At 71.5% G+C, this 20,517-nt stretch carries 20 protein-coding genes and 1 pseudogene; 13 read left to right on the forward strand and 8 right to left on the reverse strand.

Features of this window, described 5'->3' with window-relative positions; all coding sequences use genetic code 11:
- Positions 1-36 precede the first annotated feature (36 nt).
- Complete coding sequence (locus tag FXO23_RS24680) at positions 37-993, forward strand: LysR family transcriptional regulator (RefSeq protein ID WP_158887800.1); 957 nt, start codon at positions 37-39, stop codon at positions 991-993.
- Between the two features lie 158 nt (positions 994-1,151).
- Here FXO23_RS24680 and FXO23_RS24685 read toward each other — a convergent pair whose 3' ends face one another.
- A complete protein-coding gene (locus tag FXO23_RS24685; RefSeq protein ID WP_158887801.1) occupies positions 1,152-2,087 on the reverse strand; it encodes a serine hydrolase in 936 nt (311 codons plus the stop codon).
- Positions 2,084-3,157 (reverse strand): Glu/Leu/Phe/Val dehydrogenase dimerization domain-containing protein, encoded by a 1,074-nt coding sequence (locus FXO23_RS24690; RefSeq protein WP_158887802.1) that lies wholly within the window; start codon positions 3,155-3,157, stop codon positions 2,084-2,086. The genes FXO23_RS24685 and FXO23_RS24690 overlap by 4 nt, the downstream gene beginning before the upstream one ends.
- Before the next feature lie 262 nt (positions 3,158-3,419).
- Here FXO23_RS24690 and FXO23_RS24695 point away from each other — a divergent pair, with 262 nt between their 5' ends.
- Positions 3,420-4,187, forward strand: a complete 768-nt coding sequence (locus FXO23_RS24695) for an alpha/beta fold hydrolase (RefSeq protein WP_158887803.1) — start codon at positions 3,420-3,422, stop codon at positions 4,185-4,187.
- Here the strand turns inward: FXO23_RS24695 and FXO23_RS24700 are convergent.
- Positions 4,184-5,122, reverse strand: a complete 939-nt coding sequence (locus FXO23_RS24700; protein ID WP_218952135.1) for a hypothetical protein — start codon at positions 5,120-5,122, stop codon at positions 4,184-4,186. The genes FXO23_RS24695 and FXO23_RS24700 overlap by 4 nt on opposite strands.
- 250 nt (positions 5,123-5,372) lie before the next feature.
- On the opposite strand from FXO23_RS24700, the gene FXO23_RS24705 reads away from it, so the two are divergent.
- The gene (locus FXO23_RS24705; protein ID WP_179956865.1) at positions 5,373-6,578 is read left to right on the forward strand and encodes a M23 family metallopeptidase; all 1,206 of its coding nucleotides are present in this window, start codon (positions 5,373-5,375) and stop codon (positions 6,576-6,578) included.
- A gap of 22 nt (positions 6,579-6,600) precedes the next feature.
- On the opposite strand, the gene FXO23_RS24710 is transcribed toward FXO23_RS24705, so the two are convergent.
- The 3 genes from FXO23_RS24710 to FXO23_RS24720 are packed head-to-tail and all read right to left on the reverse strand — an operon-like array spanning position 6,601 to position 9,400.
- Entirely contained in the window at positions 6,601-7,803 is a 1,203-nt protein-coding gene (locus tag FXO23_RS24710; RefSeq protein WP_158887804.1) for a kynureninase, read from the reverse strand.
- On the reverse strand, positions 7,800-8,588 hold the full coding sequence (locus FXO23_RS24715; protein ID WP_158887805.1) for a tryptophan 2,3-dioxygenase: 789 nt from the start codon (positions 8,586-8,588) through the stop codon (positions 7,800-7,802). Before FXO23_RS24715 ends, FXO23_RS24710 begins: the two co-directional genes overlap by 4 nt.
- Positions 8,585-9,400, reverse strand: coding sequence for a PaaX family transcriptional regulator (locus tag FXO23_RS24720; RefSeq protein WP_158887806.1), 816 nt, complete (start codon positions 9,398-9,400; stop codon positions 8,585-8,587). Before FXO23_RS24720 ends, FXO23_RS24715 begins: the two co-directional genes overlap by 4 nt.
- A 48-nt stretch (positions 9,401-9,448) precedes the next feature.
- On the opposite strand from FXO23_RS24720, the gene FXO23_RS24725 reads away from it, so the two are divergent.
- From FXO23_RS24725 to FXO23_RS24760, 9 genes are all read left to right on the forward strand, one after another.
- Positions 9,449-10,249, forward strand: coding sequence for an LLM class flavin-dependent oxidoreductase (locus FXO23_RS24725; protein ID WP_158887807.1), 801 nt, complete (start codon positions 9,449-9,451; stop codon positions 10,247-10,249).
- A gap of 121 nt (positions 10,250-10,370) precedes the next feature.
- Entirely contained in the window at positions 10,371-12,443 is a 2,073-nt protein-coding gene (locus tag FXO23_RS24730; RefSeq protein ID WP_158887808.1) for an oxidoreductase, read from the forward strand.
- On the forward strand, positions 12,440-13,192 hold the full coding sequence (locus tag FXO23_RS51690) for a creatininase family protein (RefSeq protein ID WP_246257754.1): 753 nt from the start codon (positions 12,440-12,442) through the stop codon (positions 13,190-13,192). The genes FXO23_RS24730 and FXO23_RS51690 overlap by 4 nt, the downstream gene beginning before the upstream one ends.
- Positions 13,189-14,700: a benzoate-CoA ligase family protein gene (locus FXO23_RS24735; RefSeq protein WP_246257756.1), complete on the forward strand. Its 1,512-nt coding sequence runs from the start codon at positions 13,189-13,191 to the stop codon at positions 14,698-14,700. Before FXO23_RS51690 ends, FXO23_RS24735 begins: the two co-directional genes overlap by 4 nt.
- On the forward strand, positions 14,697-15,389 hold the full coding sequence (locus FXO23_RS24740; RefSeq protein ID WP_158887810.1) for an SDR family NAD(P)-dependent oxidoreductase: 693 nt from the start codon (positions 14,697-14,699) through the stop codon (positions 15,387-15,389). The genes FXO23_RS24735 and FXO23_RS24740 overlap by 4 nt, the downstream gene beginning before the upstream one ends.
- The gene (locus FXO23_RS24745; protein ID WP_158887811.1) at positions 15,386-16,207 is read left to right on the forward strand and encodes an enoyl-CoA hydratase family protein; all 822 of its coding nucleotides are present in this window, start codon (positions 15,386-15,388) and stop codon (positions 16,205-16,207) included. The genes FXO23_RS24740 and FXO23_RS24745 overlap by 4 nt, the downstream gene beginning before the upstream one ends.
- A complete protein-coding gene (locus FXO23_RS24750) occupies positions 16,204-16,611 on the forward strand; it encodes a RidA family protein (protein WP_246257757.1) in 408 nt (135 codons plus the stop codon). Before FXO23_RS24745 ends, FXO23_RS24750 begins: the two co-directional genes overlap by 4 nt.
- A gap of 2 nt (positions 16,612-16,613) precedes the next feature.
- Positions 16,614-17,726, forward strand: a complete 1,113-nt coding sequence (locus FXO23_RS24755; protein WP_246257772.1) for an acyl-CoA dehydrogenase family protein — start codon at positions 16,614-16,616, stop codon at positions 17,724-17,726.
- 211 nt (positions 17,727-17,937) lie between these two features.
- Positions 17,938-18,219, forward strand: a complete 282-nt coding sequence (locus FXO23_RS24760) for a hypothetical protein (RefSeq protein ID WP_158887813.1) — start codon at positions 17,938-17,940, stop codon at positions 18,217-18,219.
- Between the two features lie 22 nt (positions 18,220-18,241).
- Here FXO23_RS24760 and FXO23_RS24765 read toward each other — a convergent pair whose 3' ends face one another.
- Positions 18,242-19,231 carry a zinc-binding alcohol dehydrogenase family protein gene (locus FXO23_RS24765; protein WP_158887814.1) on the reverse strand — a complete coding sequence of 330 codons (990 nt, stop codon included), beginning with the start codon at positions 19,229-19,231 and terminating at the stop codon, positions 18,242-18,244.
- An 11-nt stretch (positions 19,232-19,242) separates the two neighbouring features.
- Positions 19,243-19,422: pseudogene (locus FXO23_RS24770) on the reverse strand (TrpB-like pyridoxal phosphate-dependent enzyme); the annotation flags it as partial.
- A 166-nt stretch (positions 19,423-19,588) separates the two neighbouring features.
- Between FXO23_RS24770 and FXO23_RS24775 the strand changes: the two are divergent.
- A complete protein-coding gene (locus FXO23_RS24775; protein WP_158887815.1) occupies positions 19,589-20,485 on the forward strand; it encodes an arginase family protein in 897 nt (298 codons plus the stop codon).
- Positions 20,486-20,517 lie beyond the last annotated feature (32 nt).

Raw genomic sequence — 20,517 nt, forward strand, 5'->3', positions numbered from 1 at the left:
GCCGCGGATCGATATCGCGGACGATATCGTCGCAGCGTGGACCCCTTGCGGCAGCTCCGCTACTTCGTCGTGGTCGCCGAGGAACTTCACTTCGGCCGCGCCGCGGACCGGCTCGGCATCGCGCAGCCGCCGCTGAGCCAGAGCATCCGCAGGCTCGAACGCGATCTGGACGCCCGGCTGTTCGACCGCGGTCGTCAGGTCCAGCTCACCGAGGCCGGGCAGATCCTGCTGGCCGAGGCCCGCGATCTGCTGGCCCGCTGGGAGCGCGCGACGACCCTGGTCGGCAAGGCCCACCGCGGCGAGATCGACGCGCTGCGCGCCGGGGTGCCGCCCGATCTGCCCGGGCGGGTGCTCGCCGCGATCCTCACCGAATTCGGCCGTGCCTGCCCGGACGTGCGGTTGGATCTGCAGGAGCTCACCACCGCCGAACAGGTGCGGCTGCTCGCCGACCGGGAACTGGACGCCGGGCTGCTGCAGCATCCGGTCGACGTGGTCGGCCTGGACACCGGCCCCGCGGTCGACACCCCGCTCGGCGTCCTGCTGCCGCGCGATTCGCCGCTGGAGGCCCGCACCGAACTCGACCTCGCCGACCTGGCCGGGGAGGGGCTGGTGATCTTTCCGCGCGCCGCCTCCCCCGGGCTCTACGACCGCACCCTGCGCACCTGCTGGGAACGGGGTTTCCGGCCGGCGAACGTGCGGCACGCGCGGAACCCGGAGTTCGTGCTCGGCCTGGTGCTGGCCGGGCACGGCGTCGCGTTCGAACCGGCGATCGCCGCCCGCCGGGATCCGCGGGCGGTGTGGCGGCCGCTGACCGAGGGATCGCTGAGCTGGCGGATGTTCCTCGCCTGGCCGTCGGCGAGCCCGCATCCGCAGGCCGCCCGGCTCGCCGAGGTGGCGGCCGGGGTCCTGCAGGGCGACGGCGTCTCCACGCGCACGCCGACCGCGGACGAGGCGGCGACCCGCCCGTGGACCGTCGTCTACGGCCACCGCTGACCACCGGACCCGCGATTCGGCGACGAGGTGCGATCTCTCAGTCACCAAGAGATCCCGCCACCCCACATCTCCCGGCCGTCGGGAGGAAGGGACCTTCGCTCCGGTATTTCGGGAGCGTGGGACCTTTACTACAGAAATACGTGAGTAAAGGTCCCTTGCTATCGCGGCTGCCGGGAGGCCGGTCCGGCGGGCGAGGACTCGCCTCGCACACACCGGGCGGGGCAAGGATGGCGGGTGATTTCGGTGACCGCGGCGAGCGCGGCTTCGCCGATGGCGCGGTCGACGTGCGGCAGCCGCTGTTCCAGGGTGTCGGCGCGGGTGAACACCGCCACCGCGTAGCGGCCGCCGTCCGGGTACTCCGCCACCCCGATCTCGGCGCGCATCCCGGGCAGGGTGCCGGTCTTCCCGGCGACCCGGACCTCGGGCGGGAATCCGGCGGTCAGCCGGTACCAGTTGATCTGCTGCCGCATCAGCGCACGCACCTGGGCGCAGGCTTCGGCCGGACCGGCCTCGTCCCGCCAGACGAGCTGGAGCAGCCTGGTCAGTTCGCGCGGAGTGCTCGCCGTGGCATGCCGCGGATCCAGGGCCCGCATGGTGCCCACCTGGGCGGGCGTCAGCGCCGCGTACCGTTCGGCGAATTCCGCCGCGTCCCGTGCGCCGAGGTCCTCGATCATGGCCCGCAGGATGTCGCGCGGCGAGCCGTAGATCCGGGTGTTCGCCAGGCCCAGCTCGCGGACGAGCGAGCGCACGTTGGCCAGGCCCACCCGGTCGAAGAGCAAGTCGGCCGCGGTGTTGTCGCTCAACGACAACGCGAACAGCGCGGCGTCGCGCAGGCTGAACTCCACGTCGTCCGCGCATCCGGCGGTGCCGGTGCCGCCCAGCCGATCCGCGGCGCGGACGCGCACGCGATCGGCCGGATCGAGTTGCCCGGCCGCCACCTGCCGGGCGAACTCCAGCACGAGCGGGACCTTCACCACCGAGGACAGGACGACCGGTTCGTCCGCGCGGAGCCCGGCGCCGTGGTCGCAGCCGACGCAACGGGCGTGCAGGAAACCCCGCACGCCCGCGGCATCGAACACCGAAGAGATCGTCACACGGTCAGGATGGACCGCAGCCGGGAGACTTCCGACATGCGCCGCTCGGCGAGCCGGTCGGCCGCCGTCACCGGGGGCACGCCCTCGGCTTCGGCCAGCGCGAACACCGCCTTGGTGGTGTCGAACAGCGCGGTCGCCTTCCGCTTCGCGCGGGCGAAGTCGAACCCGTGCAGCTCGTCGCTGACCTGGATCACCCCGCCCGCGTTGACCAGGTAGTCCGGCGCGAACAGGATGTCGCGCTCCTCCAGCTGCTTCTCGATCCCGGGGTGGGCGAGCTGGTTGTTCGCCGCCCCGCAGACGACCTTCGCCCGCAGCCGGGGAACGGTTTCGTCGTCGAGCACGCCACCGAGCGCGCAGGGTGCGAACACGTCCAGTTCGGCGGCGAGCAGCGTGTCCGGGTGCTCGGCGACCTCGACGCCCGGGTGCGTGGCCCGGACGCGCTCGATCGCCGGTGCGGAGACGTCCGCGATCACGACCTGCGCCCCGGCCTCGACCAGGTGCTCGACGAGAATGTGGCCGACCTTGCCGACCCCGGACACCCCGACCCGGCGCCCGGCCAGGTCCGGAGTCCCCCAGAGGTGGTCGGCGGAGGCCCGCATGCCTTGGAAGACACCGAAGGCGGTGAGCACCGAGGAGTCACCCGCACCGCCGTCCTCGGGTGACCGACCGGTCACGAACCGCGACTCGCGCGCCACCTGGTCCATATCGGCGACATAGGTGCCGACGTCACAGGCGGTGATGTAGCGGCCACCGAGCGACTGCACGAACCGGCCGTAGGCCCGCAGCAGCGCCTCGGACTTGTCGGTGGCGGGGTCGCCGATGATGACGGCCTTGCCACCACCGAGGTCGAGCCCGGCGAGTGCGTTCTTGTAGGCCATCCCCTTGGACAGCGCGAGCACGTCGTCGAGTGCGTCGCTTTCGCTGGCATACGGATAGAACCGCGTGCCGCCGAGGGCGGGGCCGAGCGCGGTCGAGTAGATGGCGATGATCGCCTTCAGGCCGGTCGCCGCGTCATGGCAGAACACGACCTGTTCATGACCGCTTTCGCGGCCGAACACACCTTCGGTCACGGTGGTGACTCCTTTGTCTCCGCCGGCTCGCGGTTCGTGGCGCGAGCCGGTTGATCCTGTTGTCAATTCTCCACGGTCACCACGGAAAAGGTCGTCTTCGCGCAGGGGCCGCCAGGGAAAACCTACCGTCTCCCGGCCGGTCCGGTCTCGCGCTCGCCCATTACAACTTCGATCACTGGTGTGATCCCCGCCGAACCCGCGACTCGGCGGCGAGCCGCGCAGCGTCTGGCGGGTCCGGCCGACCGATGACAGGCTGAGCGCCATGGCCACCGAGTTGTCCGTCCGCCACGGCGGCGAAGGCGATCCGATCCTCCTGCTCCTGCACGGACTCGGCGCGACCGGCGAAGTCTGGCGAGGCCTCGAGGCGCGGCTGCCCGAACTGTGGCCGGGCAGCTGGCTGGTCCCCGATCTCCCGGGCCACGGCCGATCCGCCCCGGCGCGCGAGTACTCCTTCGGCACCCTCGCCGCCGAACTCGCCGGTCTCGTCCCGCCCGGCCGCCCGGTCGCCGTCCTCGGCCATTCCCTGGGCGGGGTGCTCGCGCTGACCCTCGCGAGCGGCTGGTTCGGCGTCGCGGTCGTCGGGGCCTGCGGCCTGGGCATCAAGGTCCGCTGGACCGCCGACGACCTGTCGAAGGCGGCCGCGGTCGCCGCCCGCCCGGCGAAGGTGCTCCCCACCCGGGACGAAGCCGCCGAGCGCTGGCTCCGGATGTCCGGGCTCGCCGGGCTGTGGACGCCGGAGGTCGTCGACGCCGGGATCGCGGAGACCGGCGGCGGCTGGCGGGTGACGGTGGATCAGCGCGCTTTCGGCGTCGGCGCACCCGATCTGCCGGGACTGCTGGCCGCCGCGCGCGCCGAGGTGCTGCTCGCCGCCGGGGAGAACGACCCCATGTGCCCCGCCGAGCACCTGCGTTCCCTGCGCGTCGACCCGGTCATCCTCCCGGCGCTGGGCCACAACGCGCACGTCGAATCCCCGGCCGCGCTCGCGCCCCTGCTCCGGCGGCTGCACGCACCGGCCGCGGCGCACGCCTAGTCCCATTCCCAGGCGATACCGAGCACGCCCGGCTGGACCTGGCGGTCGAGGCGGTGCACCCAGCGGCCGCCGGTCAGGGTGAGTTCGCCGTCGGGCGCGCACGGACCGCCCTGCGCGCCGAACTGCGTGAGCTCGAAACAACGCACCGGCAACGCCGACTCCGCGAACCGGACCCCCAGCACATAGGTGTCCGCCGGATACCGGAAACCCCGGCGATAATCGAAGCTGGCGGCCGGCGACCGGATCCCGAACTCGTAGTCGAACAGGTGCGTCTCCCCGGCCCGCAACCGGCGGTCGAACAGCAACTCGATCGCGATCACGGCCGCCTGGGAATGGCGGCTGATCCGCCCGAGCCGGCAATTCTCGTGGGCCAGCGGAAGAATCTCGCGGGCGTCACTCCCGGGTTCGGCCGAGTAGACGGCCAGGTGCCGATCCGGATCGTCCTCCACCGCCTGGACCACCATTCGCGTGCGCACCGAACGGATCGCCCGATCCAGGCCGACCGTCACCATGTCCTCGGAGAACAACACCCGCAATTTGTGGTCCGAAGGGCCCAATACCGGTTCGACCACTTGGGCCAAAGCGAGCGCGGGTTCGAGAATTCCGTCGTACCTGCGGCTCATCGCCGCACTCTTGGCGGTCCACCGCCCTCGCGGCCGGGGCGGGCCGAGCAGCGCGGCGAGCGAATGCGGCGGCAACCCGACAATGCTTTCGATCGCCCGCACCGCGCGCAATGAGTCCGCGCGCTCCGGCCGGCTGCGGCCGCGCTGCCAGTAGCTGAGGCTGGCCATGCTGACGCGGATCCCGCGCTGTTCCAGGCGGTGCCGCAACCCTTCGAGGGTGAGCCCGCTGTGCTCGATCGACGCCCGCAGCGCGCTGTGGAACGGCCCGGTGCGCAACAGAACGTCGACTCCGGGCGCATTCGCACCGGACACCTCAGCCTCCAGCCTGACCGGTAAAACTGTGAAAGAACACAGTTTTCGACTTGTCGTCCACACACATGACGGTTAACGAATTCGTGCCCCGCAGGTGACGCACGGGCAGCCACCGAAGTGACGATTAACAGTATTCGACGATTCGTTCAAAGAGCGCAAGGGACTGTGGTCGGAGACCTTGACGAATACCCCGGCCGCGGTATTTCTTCAGGGCTCCCTGCTCGTTTTCTCCATCCCCTCTGGAGGACTGATGTCCCTGTCCCCCATGCGATCGCGCCTGCTCGCGATCGCGGCCGGCCTGCTGGCCGGATCCGGATTCCTGCTGGCACCCCCGGCGCAGGCCACCCCGGACCTCGCCACCTCGGTGCGTGACACCATGCTCGCCGAACGCGGTGCGGCCGCCCGGCAGAGCTTCGAGATCAGTGCCCTTCCCGAACCGCTCGTGGAACCCACCCGCTCCGCCGGCGACTGGGCCTTCGGCACCACGACCATCCCGGCCCCCGCCACGGCGCACGCGGCCCCGGAAACCGCGCTGTTCGTGGCGCGGCACGACGCCCGCGGCTGGCGCGTCGCGCTGGACGGCACGGCCGGTTTCGTCGAACTCACCGGACAGGCCCCGGCCCAGGTCGTCGGCGCGGACGAGAAACGGCTGTTCGCGGACAACTTCGCCGCGGCCCGCGCACCGCTGGCCGCCACCGGGCTCGGCCTGCCGTGGCCCAAGGGCGTGGCCTGGTGGATGGGCGGCGGTCCGCACGGCAACAGCGGGAACAGCCGCCCGTTCAGCTCGATCGACTTCAACGGCGGCGACGGCCGGGTGCTCTCGGCCGGGCCGGGCAAGGTGTACAAGAGCTGCGTCCGCGGGCGCAGCGCGCTGGTGAAGGTCGTGCACCCCAACGGTTACAGCACGACCTACTACCACATGTACAACCTCACCACGCTGGCCGACGGAAGTGCCGTGCAGGCCGGTACCTACCTCGGCCACATCGGCGTCGAACTGCCGTGCGGCGGCAGCGCGAGCGGCGATCACGTGCACTTCTCGCTGCTGCGCGGCGATTCGCACATCAGCGTGAACAACCAGTCGATCGGCGGCTGGGTGTTCCACGAGGGCGCGCGGGCCTACGCGGGATACGCCGAGCGGGCCGGGGTGCGGGTCGGCGTCGGCGGCCGGATCACCAACTACGGCGGCGACAACAACCCGAACCTGCCGAGCGGCACGGTCAACGGCGGCTCGAACGCCAGCGTGAACCTGCGCTCCGGGCCGGGCCTGAGCCACGACGTGGTGGGCACCGTGGACAACGGCTCGATCGTCTTCATCGCGTGCACCACGCGCGGTGAGGCCGTGGACGGCGTCTGGGGCCGCACCGATCTGTGGAACCGCCTCGACACCGGCTCCTGGATCAGCGACGGCTTCGTCGACACGGGTTCCAACGACCCGGTCGCCCCGGCCTGCGCCTGACGGCCTTCGAAAGGCGGCCGGTTCAACCCGAACCGGCCGCCCGCGCGGCTTCGCCCAGGGCGGTCATCGCGGTTTCGAGTTGCGCGTCGGACAGGTAGGGCGCCGGGCCGAACCGCAGGTACCCGCCCCGGCTGTCGGTCCGCACCCCGCGGTCCGCGAGCGCCCGTCGCAACCCCGCCGCGTCACCGCAGCGCACCGCGAGGAACCCGCCGAACGCGGTGCGCGGGGTCTCCCGGTCCCGGGTGGCCACCTGCTCGGGAAGGTCCAGGTCGTCGAAGAGCCGCGCGAGCAAACCGTTCTGGTGCAAGGAGACTTCCCGCAGGAACGCCGGGGTGAGCCGCCGCTGCGCGAAGAACCGCAGCACCCGGGACGCCCGGTAGTGGCTGGTCGGGTCGTAGGTCGCCCCGGCGAACCGGTCGCCGCCGGGCGCGTAGCCGACGCGGACCGGCCGCCCGTCGGCGAGTTCCTCGAATTCGGCGAACCAGCCGGTGACGATCGGCCGCAGCCGCCCGGCGTGCGGCGGCAGGCGCAGGAAGCAGTTGCCCTCGCCCAGTTGCAGGTACTTGTAACCGCCGCCGAGCACCCACGCGCCGTCCAGCCCCAGCTCGGGCAACGACGTCTCCACCACCCCGAGTGCGTGGTAGGCGTCCACCACGAGTTCCACCCCGCGCCGCGCGCAGGCGAGCGCCAGGTCACCGAGCCCGTCGACGATCCGCGCGGTTTCGAACAGCACCCGCGACACGAGCACCGCGGCCGTGCGGTCGTCGGCCGCCGCGGCCAGCCGTTCGGCGAGGCTCGCGACCGGTTCGGCGGGCACCCGGACCACCTCGACGCCCTCCTCGGCGAGCCGGTCGAACTGGCGGCGCGCGGAGTGGAACTCGCCGTCCGTGGTCACCAGCCGCGGCCGCCCGCGCAGGTCCACCGCGGACAGCAGGCGGATCAGCAGATCGTGCGTGCTCCCGCCCAGCGCGATCTCCCCGCGCGGATCGCCGAGCAGGTCCCGGACCCCGGCCCGCAACTCCTCGGCCTTGGCGAACGCGGCTTCCCACTTCCCGTCCACGTGCCGCGCCGCGTCGACGAACGCGTCGAGCTGCCCCTCGGCCGCGACGTCCGGCCACGCCTGATGCGAATGCCCGGTGAGCAGCAGCCGCTCGCCGACCCGGAACCGCGAGTAGTCCGCCGCGAGCGCGTTGGGGCTGCGCCGCAACGCGTCCAGCGCGGTCACAGCTCGCTCCGCACGGCCCACAGGTCCGGAAACGCCGGGGCGAACAGGGTCTCCCGCAGGTAGTGCGCCCCCGAGGAACCGCCGGTTCCGGATTTGTCGCCGATCGTGCGTTCCACCATCTTCACGTGCCGGTACCGCCATTCCTGCATGCCCTCGTCCAGGTCGACCAGGTGCTCGGCGACCACCGCCTCGCCGCTGTCATCGGCGTACACCCGCAACAGCACGCGTTGCAACTCGGGCGAGGGCTTGGCCTGTTCGCGCACGTCCCGCCCGGTCGGCACGGCGTAACCGCGAACCCCGAGGTACTCGACGAACGAGTCGTACAGCGACGGGCTCGCCATCGCCACGGCGATCCGCTCGCGTTCCGGGCCGCCTTCCGGGTAGTGCGCGTACATGCCTTCGTCCCGGCGGCCGAAAAGCGCCTCCAGTTCGCGGAACTGCGCCGACTGGAACCCGCTGGCCGCGTCCAGCCGGGCGCGGAAACTGGTGAACTGGCTGGGCGTCATGGTCTCCAGCACGTCGATCTGCGCGACCACCACCTTGAGAATGGTCAGCGCCCGGCGCAGCGCGCGGATCGCGTGCGCGGTGTCGCCGGCCGCGAGCCGCCGCTGCAGGTGCCGCAGTTCGTGCAGCAGCTGCTTGAACCACAGCTCGTACACCTGGTGGATGACGATGAACAGCAGTTCGTCGTGCTCGTCGGAACGCGGGCGCTGCGCGGCGAGCACCTCGTCCAGCGCGAGGTAGGAGGTGTAGGTCAGGGAAGCCTGCTGATCGGTGTTCGTCACTGGGTCACCTCGTCGAAGTGGCGCTGGGCCGCGGGCACCAGCGCTGCGTGCAGGTCGTGGAAGAGCGTCACCGCGCGGGAACGCTGGCGCGGCGCCGGAACGAGGTCCTCGGGCAGTTCCGGATCGAGCGTGGGGAACTTCCGGTAGGTGTGCACGACCCGGGTCAGCGCGGAGAACGCGTCCGCGTCGGTCCGCGGCCGCCGTGCCGAGGTGTAGTCCCGGAACTCGTCGACGAACGCGGCGTACCGGGCGGCCAGGGCGTCCAGATCCCAGGCACGGCCCGCGAAGGTGCGCACGTCGAGGGATTTCGCGGGGCGGCCGAGCATCAGCCAGGCGTGCTCGGTGACGCCCAGTTCGGCGAGCAGCGCGGTCACCTGGGCCTCGCGGTCGTGCGGGGCGAGCCAGGTGCCGTCCTGCACCGAACCGAACCCGAGGAAGCGCAACCGCCGCACCAGCCGCTCCCGGGCGACCCGGCGATCCTCGGGAATGCTGTGCCACAACACGGTCCACTCCCCCGCCGACCGCTGCTCGCGGCCGAACGAGTAGATCCGCCGGTCGCCTTCCTCCAGCACGGCCATCGCGCGCCGGGTGAGCGTGTAGTGCACCAGCCGCCCCTGCTTGTCGCGGGCGAGCAGGTCCCGGCGCACCAGGCGGGCCAGCGCGATCCGGGCCGCCCCGTCGGAGAACCCCTGCTCCGCGAGCAGTTCGACGAGCCCGCCGGACCACACCCGCCGGTTCTCCCGGGGATGGACGTAGATCCCGAGCAGGGTGAGCACGAGTTCCTGCGGCGACGGCTCGAATCGGTCTGGCACCCGTCCAACTCTATACACTTGACCCGGGTCGCATGTAGCCTAACCGGCGTGCGAATTGGCATCGGTCTCCCGAACACCACCCCGGGCGCCGATGGCGCCCTGCTCGCCGAGTGGTCCCGCCGGGCCGAGGCCGGGCCGTTCGCCGCACTCGGCGTCCTGGATCGTCTCGTGTACGACAGCATCGATCCGTTCGCCGCGCTGAGCGCCGCCGCAGCCCTAACCGAACGGGTGCGTCTGGCGACGATGATCGCGATCGGCCCGCTGCGCGGCACCGCGATGCTCGCCAAACAAGCCGAAGCGGTGCACACCCTGTCCGGCGGCCGGTTCACGCTGGGTCTGGGCGTGGGCGCCCGCCGCGACGACTACGCGGCCGCGGGCGCGGAACACCGGACACGCGGGAAGAAGCTGTCCGAACAGCTCGCCTTCCTGCGCGCCCAGGACCACCCGATCGAGTTGCTCGTCGGCGGCAGCAGTGGCCCCGCGTTCGCGCGGATGGCCCGGTACGCCGACGGTTACGCGCACGGCGGCGGCCCGCCCCGGGCCTTCGCGTCCGCGGCGACGAAAGCGCTGGCGGCCTGGCGCGATCTGGGCCGCCCCGGCCGTCCCCGGCTCTGGGGCCAGGCGTACTTCGCGCTCGGCGACCCCGATCGCGGGACCGCCTACCTGCGCGACTACTACGCGTTCACCGGCCCGTTCGCCGAGAACATCGCCGCGGCGAACCTGACCAGCGCGCGGGCGATCCGGGATCTGGTGCGGGGCTACGAAGCCGAAGGCTGCGACGAGCTGATCCTGCTGCCCACGGTCTCCGACATCCACGAGGTCGACCGCCTCGCCGAGGTCCTCCCGTGATCCCCCGCCTTTTCCCCCAATGTGGCATTGGGGGCGTTGAAGGTACCCAATGCGGCTTTCGGGGCGTTGAAGGTACCGAAAGCCACATTGGGGGACTTGGGTGCCGGGAGGGGGTGGGTAGGTGAGGGTGCGGATTCTCGGGGCGGGGCCGTCGGGGTTGTATCTGGGGATATTGCTGAAGAAGCAGGATCCCCGGCATGAGATCGAGATCGTCGAGCGGAACGCGGCGGACGCCACCTTCGGCTGGGGTGTGGTGTTCTCCGAGGAGACCCTCGGCGCGCTCCGGGACGCCGATTACGCGACCTACCTGGAGATCACCGACACCTTCGCCCGCTGGGACGCGATCGACATCTCCTTCGGCGGCAAGCTGGTGCGGTCGCGGGGGCACGCGTTCTCCGCGATCGCGCGCAAGCAGTTGCTGAACATCCTGCAGCGCAGGTGCCGTGAGCTGGGTGTGGAGCTGCGGTTCGGGCACGAGGTGACCGCCGAGGAGTTCACCGCGCGGGATGCGGATCTGCTGGTGGCCGCGGACGGGGTGAACAGCCTGGTCCGGAAGAGCCGCGCCGAGGCGTTCGGCAGTTCGGTGCGACCGCAGGGGTGCAAGTACATCTGGTTCGGCACGGATCTGGTGTTCGACGCCTTCCGGTTCATCTTCGCGCGCACCGAGCACGGGATGTTCCAGGTGCACGGGTACCCGTTCGACGAGAACCTCAGCACGTTCATCGTGGAGTGCCCGGAAGCGACCTGGCGGCGCGCCGGGCTCGACCGGATGACCGAGGCCGAGAGCATCGCGTTCTGCGAGAAGCTGTTCGCGGACGAACTGGGTGACCACAGGTTGCTGTCGAACCGGTCGATGTGGCTGAGTTTTCCCCGGGTGCGCAACCGGAGCTGGCGGGACGGGAACGTGGTGCTGCTCGGGGACGCCGCGCACACCGCGCATTTCACCATCGGTTCCGGGACCAAGCTCGCCATGGAGGACGCCATCGCGCTGGCGAACGCCTTCGTCCGGCACGAGGGGGAGGTCGACGCCGCGCTGGCCGAGTACGAGCTGGCCCGGCGGCCGGTCGTGGAGCGGTTCCAGGAGGCGGCGGCCGACAGCGCGGACTACTTCACGCGCGTCGAGCACCACGCGCATCTGGAGCCGGTGCAGTTCGCGTTCAACCTGCTGACGCGCAGCGGGCGGATCGATCACGCCGGGCTCGCGGTGCGGGATCCGGATTTCGTGCGGGTGGTGGACGCCCGGTTCGCCGGGGTGGCCGAGCGGCGATTCGGTCCGCCGCCGATGCTCACCCCGTTGCGGCTGTGCGGGGTCGAGCTGCCGAACCGCGTGGTGCGGCGAGGGCTCGGCGGGGTGGATGGCGCCGGGCTGGCGATCAGTGGGCTGGTCGCGGTGAGCGCGAGCGGGCGCGACACCCCGGAGTGCCCGGTGATCGACGACCTCGATGAGTCCACAGTGGACGAAGTGCACGCGGGTGGCGCGCTGGCCGGGATCCGGCTCGGGCACGCCGGGCGGCGGGGCGCGACCCGGCCCGCGCGGTTCGGGGTGGACGTTCCGCTGTCCGCCGATCAGGCGTGGCCGCTGCTGTCGGCGTCGGCGTGCGCGTACGGGCCCTTCACCCAGGTGCCCCGGGCGATGGACGCCGAGGACTTCGAGCGCGTGCGCGAGGAGTTCGCGCGTGGTGCGCGGAGAGCGGCCGAACTCGGGTTCGATCTGCTGGAACTGGACTGCGCGCACGGCGGGTTGCTGGCGAGTTTCCTGTCCCCGCTGGCCAACCGGCGCGAGGACGATTACGGCGGCACGACCGAGAACCGGCTCCGGTTCCCGCTCGAGGTGGTGCGCGCGGTGCGGGACGCGTGGCCCGGGGACCGGCCCCTCACGGCGCGGCTGACCGTGACCGACTGGGCGCCCGGCGGCCTCGCCCTGGACGAAGGCGTGCGGCTGGCCCGGGCGTTCGCGTCCGCCGGGGTGGCGCTGATCCACGTCGAGGCGGGGCAGACCGTCGCCGAGACCCGGCCGGTGTACCGGCGGGGATTCCTCACCGCGATCAGCGACCGGGTGCGCAGCGAGGCGCGGGTGCCGACCCTGGTCGGCGGGCACCTGACCACGACGAACGAGGTGAACACGGTCCTCGCCGCGGGACGCGCCGACCTGTGCGTGCTCGATCTGGCGAGCCATGCCCTGGAGGCGTCGTGACCTACTTCGCCGCTCTCAGGTCACCGGAGGTCGCCGCGCTCGGCGAGGACGGGCGGGTGCCGGTCCTGCTGCTCCCGGTGGGGGCGATCGAACCGCACGGCCCGCACGCCCCGCTCGGCACCGATCCGCTGATCTCGGCGGGGATGTGCGAACGCGCGGCGGCCCGGCTCGCGGACGATCCGGAGGTGCGGGTGCTGATCCTGCCCGCGGTGCCGTACGGGGTGACCCGGTACGCGTCGGCGTTCCCGGGCGGGGTGCACGTCGGCGAGGAGACCCTGCACGCCCTGCTCACCGATGTCTGCGCCGCGCTGATCGGCCAGGGGCTCGACCGGATCGTGCTGGTGAACAACCACTTCGAACCCGAGCACGTGACGACCCTGCGGCGCGTGGTGACCGCGGTCTTCGAGCGGCACGGCACGAAACTCGGTTACCTCGATCTGGTGCGGCGGCGCAACGCCGAGCGCCTGACCGAGGAGTTCCGCACCGGCGAATGCCATGCCGGGCGGTACGAGACCTCGCTCGTGCTCGCCGACGCCCCCGGGCTGGTGGACACCGAGGCGATGCGCGCGTTGCCGCGGGTGCCGGTCGACCTGCCGCGCGCGATGCGGGAAGGGCGCACCGATTTCCTCGCGATGGGCATGACCGAGGCCTACTGCGGTTCCCCCGCCGAATCGACCGCGGACGAGGGCCGCGCCACCTTCGACGTGCTGACCGACCTGCTCGTGGAAACCATCCGGGAGTTGCGGTGAACCTCGCGTCCTTCTTCGTCGACCGGAACCTCGCCGAGGGCCGGGGCGAGAGCACCGCTCTCGTCTGTGCGCAGCGCTCCGTCAGCTACGCCGAACTGGCCGCGCTCACCAACCGGATCGGCAACGTGCTGCGCGACCTCGGTGTCCGAAGTGGACAGCGGGTGCTGCTCGCGCTGAGCGACAGCGTCGAATTCGTGGCCACCTGGTACGCGGCGCAGAAGATCGGCGCGGTGACCGCCGAGGTCTACACCTTCCTGCAGCCCAAGGACTACGCGTACTACCTCACCTACACCGAGCCCGCGCTGGTCGTCGCGGACGCGGTGACGCTCGACGCGCTGCGCACCGCCGGGGCCCGCGAACTCCTGGTCACCGGCGTCCCGGACGCCGAACTGCGCGACCACGAACGTCCATTCCGGACACTCGTGGAGCGCGCCTCGGACGAGTTGGAGCCCGCGCCGGTGACCGAGGACGACGTCGCGATCTGGAAGTTCACCACCGGCAGCACCGGCTCCCCCAAAGCCTGCGTGCATCCCGCGCGCAGCCCGCTGGCCAGCTTCGAGCACTACGCCCGCGGGGTGCTCGGCATCCGGCCGGACGACCGGGTGCTCGCCGTGCCGAAGCTGTTCTTCGGCTACGCGCGGGACCTGGTCGCGCTGTTCCCGTTCGGCGTCGGCGGCTCCGGCGTGGTGTTCGGCGAACGTAGCACGGCCGACCGCATCTTCGACCTGATCGAACGCCACCGCCCGACGATCCTGGTGAACGTGCCCACCATGATGAGCGCGATGGTCGCCCACCCGCGCGCGGCGGAAGCGGATCTCGGCTCGCTGCGCCTGTGCACCTCCGCGGGCGAGGCGCTCCCGGCCGAACTGCACCGGAAATGGGACGAGACGTTCGGCGTCGACGTGGTCGACGGGATCGGTTCCTCGGAGGCCTACCACATCTACGTCTCCAACCGCCCCGGCGAAGCGCGCCGGGGCAGCCTCGGCCAGGCGGTGCCCGGTTACTCCGCCCGGGTCGTCGACGAATCCGGCAATCCGTTGCCGGACGGCGAAATCGGCCCGCTGGAGGTCACCGGCCCGACCATCGCCCGCGAGTACTGGGGCGATCCTGGGAAGAGCGCGCGCACGTTCCGGGGCGACACGCTGCTCTCCGGCGACCTGTTCAGCCGGGACGCGGAAGGCTTCTTCCACCACCGCGGCCGCGCGGACGACCTGTTGAAGATCGGCGGGATCTTCGTCGCGCCGAGCGAGATCGAGCACTGCCTGATCGGGCATCCGGACGTCGTCGACTGCGCGGTCCTCGGCTACGAAGCCGAGGGCCTGGCCCGGGCCCGGGCGTTCGTCGTGCCCCGGGCGGGCGCCCGGGTGACCGCGGAAGAACTCGTCGAGTTCGCCCGGGAACGGCTGGCCGGGCACAAGTGCCCCCGGGACATCCGGTTCGTCGACGCGTTGCCGCGCACCGCCAACGGGAAACTCGACCGGCGCGCGCTGCGAGAGGAAGCCTCGTGAGCAGGACGGTCGTGGTCACCGGCGGCACCAAGGGCATCGGCGCCGCGATCGCCGCCCGGTTCGAGGCGGCGGGCGACCGCGTCCTCGCACCCGGCCGCGAGACCTGCGATGTCACCGACGAGGCCGCGGTGACCGCGTACTTCACCGGGATCGGCCCGGTGGACGTGCTGGTGAACAACGCCGGGATATCCACCAGCGCGCCGCTGGCCCGCAGCACGCTGGCCGACTGGCGGAACCAGTGGGCGGTCAACGCGACCGGCGCGTACCTGTGCACCCGGGCGGTGCTGCCCGGGATGCGGGAGCGGGACTCCGGCCGGATCGTCACCGTGGCCTCGACCGCGAGCCACGTCGGCTACCGGTACACCGCGGGCTACACGGCGTCGAAGCACGCGGCGGTCGGCCTGATGCGCGCGGTCGCGGCGGAGGTCACCGGCACCGGGGTGACCGCGAACGCGGTGTGCCCGGCGTTCGTGCGCACCGCGATGACCGAGCGGTCGGTGCGCCGGATCGCGGAGAACACCGGGCGCGACGAAGCCGAAGCCGAGGCGGCCCTGGCCCGTGCCGCCCCGCTCGGCCGGTTGCTCGAACCGGACGAGGTGGCCTTCGCGGTGGCGTTCCTCGCCGATCCGGAAGCCACCGCGATCAACGGACAGACGATCGTCCTCGACGGAGGGGGAATACAGTTATGAGCCCGTTTCGCGGGTCACCCGAGTTCACCGGCCGGTGGAAGCACTTCGACTTCGCGGTCGCCGACGGCGTGGCCACGGTGACGCTGAACCGGCCGGAGAAGCTGAACGCGCTCACCTTCGACGTCTACGCGGACCTGCGCGACCTGCTCGGCGAGCTACCGCACCGGGGTGACGCGAAGGTCCTGGTGATCACCGGAGAGGGCCGCGGCTTCTGCTCGGGTGGCGACGTCGAGGAGATCATCGGCGAACTCCAGCGGATGGAAACGGCCGAGCTGCTGGAGTTCACCCGGATGACCGGCGCGGTGGTCAAGGCGCTGCGCGAATGCCCGCTGCCGGTGATCGCCGCGGTCAACGGGATCGCCGCGGGCGCGGGTTCGGTGATCGCGCTGGCGAGCGATTTCCGGCTGCTGGCCCGTTCCGCGAGTTTCGCGTTCCTGTTCACCAAGGTCGGCCTGGCCGGCGCGGACATGGGTTCGGCGTACCTGCTGCCCCGGCTGATCGGGCTCGGCCGGGCGACCGAACTGCTGATCCTCGGCGACAAGGTCGACGCCGAGCGCGCGGAACGCATCGGGCTGGCCAGCAAGGTCGTCGACGACCTCCCCGCCGCCACGAACGAGCTGGCCCGCCGCCTCGCCGACGGCCCCGCGTTCGCCTACTCCACCACCAAGGTCCTGCTGACCCGCGAACAGGACCTCGACCTGGGCGGCTCGATCGAACTGGAAGCGATGACCCAGGCACTGCTGATGACCAGCAAGGACCACCAGGAGTTCTACGCGGCGTGGTCGGAAGGGCGGCGTCCGCGGTGGACCGGGAAGTGAGCACCCCGCACCGCGTGGTGGTGGCGCCGGAACTGGCCGAACCGGTGGGCTTCGCGCACGCGGTGGTCGCGGCGCCGGGCCGGACCGTGTACCTGGGCGGGCAGACCGCGCAGGGGCCGGACGGCGCGATCCGCGGGTCGACGATCCTCGAGCAGTTCGACGTGGCCGCGGGGAACGTGGTGGCGGCGCTGAAGGCCGCCGGGGGAAGCCCGGAACACCTGGTGTCGCTGCTCGTCTACGTCACCGATGTACCCGCCTACCGGTCGGCGCTGCGCGAGCTGGGTCCGTTGTACCGTAAGCATTTCGGCCGCCACTACCCGGCGATCGCGCTGTTCGGGGTGGCCGAGCTGTTCGACGTCGAGGCGAAGATCGAGCTGTTGGGGACGGCGGTGGTGCCGACGTGAAACTGCCCGAGATCGAAGAGATCGCGGTCAAGCTGGTCCCGCTGGCCAAGGCGGTGCAGGAAGGCCGGGTGAACCGGCCGCTGCTGGCCGGGCTGGCCGAATGCGGGCTGCTCGCCGAACTGTTCGGCGGCAACGCCGAGGACGGCTACCGGCCCGGCTCGGCGCTGGACCTGTGCCTGCTGCGGGAGGGCCTGGCGCGGCACTGCACCGAGGCGGAGACCGCGCTCGCCCTGCAGGGCCTGGGCGCGTACCCGATCCTCACCGCCGGGCACGCTTCCGTGGTGGCGGAGTGGATTCCGCAGGTGGCCGCCGGGGTCGCGGTGGCCGGATTCGCCCTCACCGAACCGGAAGCGGGCTCGGACGTGGCCTCGCTCGCGCTGTCGGCCACCCCGGACGGCGACGGTTACCGGCTCGACGGCGAGAAGGTCTACATCTCCAACGCCCCGGACGCCGACGTGTACTCGGTGTTCGCCCGCACCACCGAGGACGCGGGCGCCCGGGGCATCACCGCGTTCTGCGTGCCCCGGTCGGCGCGGGGTTTGTCCGGTTCTCGCCTTTCCCTGCTCGCCCCGCATCCGATCGGCCGGTTGCGGTTCGACGGCGTGTTCGTGCCCCGGGAGAACGTGCTCGGCGAGGTCGACGGCGGGATGCGGGTCGCGATGACCACGCTGAACCGGTTCCGGCCGAGCGTCGGCGCGTTCGCGGTGGGGATGGGCCAGGCCGCGCTGGACGCCGCCGTCACGCACGTGTCGACCCGGAAGGCGTTCGGGAAACCGCTGCGGGAGTTCCAGGGCGTTTCGCACCAGCTCGCCGACGTGGCGACCCAGTTGCAGGCGGCCCGGCTGCTGGTGCACCAGGCCGCGACCGCCTACGACTCGGGCGCGCCGGACGTGGCGTCCGCGGCGGCCATGGCGAAGCTGTTCGCCACCGAGACCGCGCAGCGGGTGGTGGACGTGGCGATCCAGGTGCACGGCGCACGGGCGCTGGAGCAGGGCCACATCCTGGAGCACCTGTACCGGGAGGTCCGGGCGCCGCGCATCTACGAGGGCGCCTCCGAGGTGCAACGCGAGATCATCGCGCGGCGGCTGTTCCGGGACCAAGACACCCGACGGTAGCGATCATGAAACGTCTTCACCCTGGATGTGTCCGGGCTCCCTCAAACGGAGCAGCGCAGGTGACGGCGAGCGATTGATCGTCACTTGGCCGATGAATTGCCATTAATTCTTGTGGTTTTCTACGCTGACGATCGCCATAACCCATCCTTCGGAGAGTGTCATGCGAAGACGAATAACGGGTGTAGCGGTCGGTTTTCTTTCCCTGCTTTTCTTGATCACCACTCCGGCCTCGGCGGAGCAGCGGCTCCCGCCGCTCGGCTGCAGCGCGAACCACTCGTATTTTATCGGCGGCCAGGGGATAGCGGTGTACTGCGCCTACCCGATGTATCCGCCCTATTCCTACCGCGTGGTCGCGCACTGCGCGGCGGGCGGCTGGCACTGGTCCCAGCCGGGCGCGTGGGTTCCGTACGGCTTCGGCCCCTCCTACGCGAAATGCGACGGCGAACTGCTCACTCCCGCCGAAGTCTCCAGTTACCACGTCGAAGAAAGGTGAGCCGTCGATCGGGTCGGCGCGCTCACGGAATGAGCACCGCGGCGCCGTTGACCCGATCCGCCGCGAGATCGGCCAATGCCTTGTCCGCGTGCGAAAGCGGATAAGGCATTGTGCTCACCCGCAGCCGGTGCCCGGCGGCGAAGTCGAGAAATGCGCGGCCGTCGTCGCGGGTGTTCGCGGTGACGCTGCGGATCTCCCGTTCCTGGAACAAATGCCGCTGGTAATTCAGGATCGGGATGTCGGACAGATGAATCCCGGCCACCGCGCACGTGCCGCCCCGGTCGAGCGATTCCAGCACCGCGGGCACCAGTTCACCGACCGGGGCGAACAGGATCGCCGAATCCAGGCCGCCCGGCTCGATTTCCGCGGCGCTCCGCGCGGATGCGGCACCCAGCTCCAAGGCGAGTTCCTGGGCCATCGTGCTCCGGGTGAACACGTGCACCTCGGCCCCCTCCGCGATCGCGATCTGCGCGGTCAGGTGCGCGCTCCCGCCGAAACCGAAGATCCCCAGCCGCCCGCCGCGGGGCAGCCGCGCCCGGCGCAACGCACGGTAGCCGATGATCCCCGCGCACAGCAGTGGCGCCAGTTCGACCTCGGAGTAGCCGCCGGGCAGCCGGTAGGCGTAGGCCGCCGGAACCACGGCGTAGTCGGCGTATCCGCCGTCGTCGTCCCAGCCGGTGTACCGCGAGTGCGGGCACAGGTTCTCCGCGCCGCGCTCGCAGTACCGGCACCGGCCGCAGGTGTGCCGCAGCCAGGCGATGCCCACCCGCTCGCCGACGGCGAACCCGGCCGCCTCGACCGCCACCTCGCCGACCACCTCGTGCCCCGGCACCACCCCGGCCAGGTGCACCGGCAGATCACCCTCGGTCACGTGCAGATCGGTCCGGCACACCCCGCACGCGAGCACCCTGATCAGCAGGTCACCCGGCCCCGGCGCCAGTACCCGTTCCTCGGACATCCGGAGCGGCCCGGAGCCGATGGGCCCCGGCCGCTCGACCCGCCACGCGCGCATCAGCCGCGCAGACCGGCCGGCGAGACGCGCTCGTATTCGGAGTGATTCCGAGCCGGGGTGCCCGGTGCCTTCTCCAGCCGATGTGCGCGGTACAGCGGCGGCGGAGAGGGCTCCGGCAGGTCCGGCACGAGGTTGTGCCACCGCGCCGCGAGTTCGGACTCGTCGAGGATGTACTTGGTACGGCCGGACATGGACACCTCCGAACGTCAGGGCAACCAAATTACCTGGTCGGTCCCTGTGGTCCTGGCTCGGCGGCCGAGGGGACCGAGAACACGCGGTGGCCTGCTCTCGGGGTCAAGACAGGCGTTGAGAACCGATCTCCCCGCCAGGCCAGTGGGAACGGATACGCTGCGCGGCATGGGGTCACCGGCACGCGAACTCGTCCTCCTCGACGCACCGTCCAATCTGGGCCTGCGCCCGCCCGCCGAGGACGCGGTGCCGGGCTGTTACAAGGCGCCGGGCGCGTTGCGCGACACCGGACTGCTCGCCCGGCTCGGCGCGACCGACGCCGGTGTGGTGACCCCGCCGCGCTACCTGGCCACCTGGTCGCCGGGGGACGGCGTGCGCAACGCGGCGGCCCTCGCCGAGTACACCGTGCGGCTCGCCGAACGCCTCGACCGGATCCACGCGAGCGGCGGCTTTCCGGTGGTGCTCGGCGGGGACTGCGCGATCGTGCTGGGCGCCGGGCTCGCCCTGCGCCGCCGCGGCCGGTACGGGGTGGCGTATCTGGATGGTCACGACGACTTCCGGCACCTCGGCAATTCCCCGCACGTCGGCGCCGCGGCGGGCGAATGCCTCGCGCTGCTCACCGGGCGCGGCGCGGTCGATCTGGTCGCCTTGGCGGGGCGCGCACCCTATGTCCGGGACGCGGACGTCGTGCTGCTCGGCGTGCGCGAGGAGGAGTCGTTCCAGACCGCCGAAGCCGGGATCCGCACGGTCACCAGCCAGTCGATCATGGCGACCGGTCCCGCGGCCGCGCTGGCCGTGGCCAGCGAAGTGCTCGGCCGGGAGGAACTCGACGGCTTCTGGGTGCACGTCGACATCGACGTGCTCGATCCGTCGTTCGTTTCCGCAGTGGACAGTCCCGATCCCGGCGGCCTCGACCCGGACACGCTGGTCTCGTTGCTGCGCGGGGTGCTCGCGATACCCGGTGCGGCCGGACTCGAGCTGACCGTGTTCGATCCGGATCTCGACCCGGACGGCAGCCAGGCCGCCCTGGTCGCCGATGTGCTCAGCCGTGCGCTCGGGCGCTGAGCACTGCCCGTTCAGCGGTCGGTTTCCGGTAC

The organism is Amycolatopsis anabasis (genome assembly GCF_009765355.1).
In the GTDB taxonomy this organism is placed as follows: Bacteria; Actinomycetota; Actinomycetes; order Mycobacteriales; family Pseudonocardiaceae; genus Amycolatopsis; species Amycolatopsis anabasis.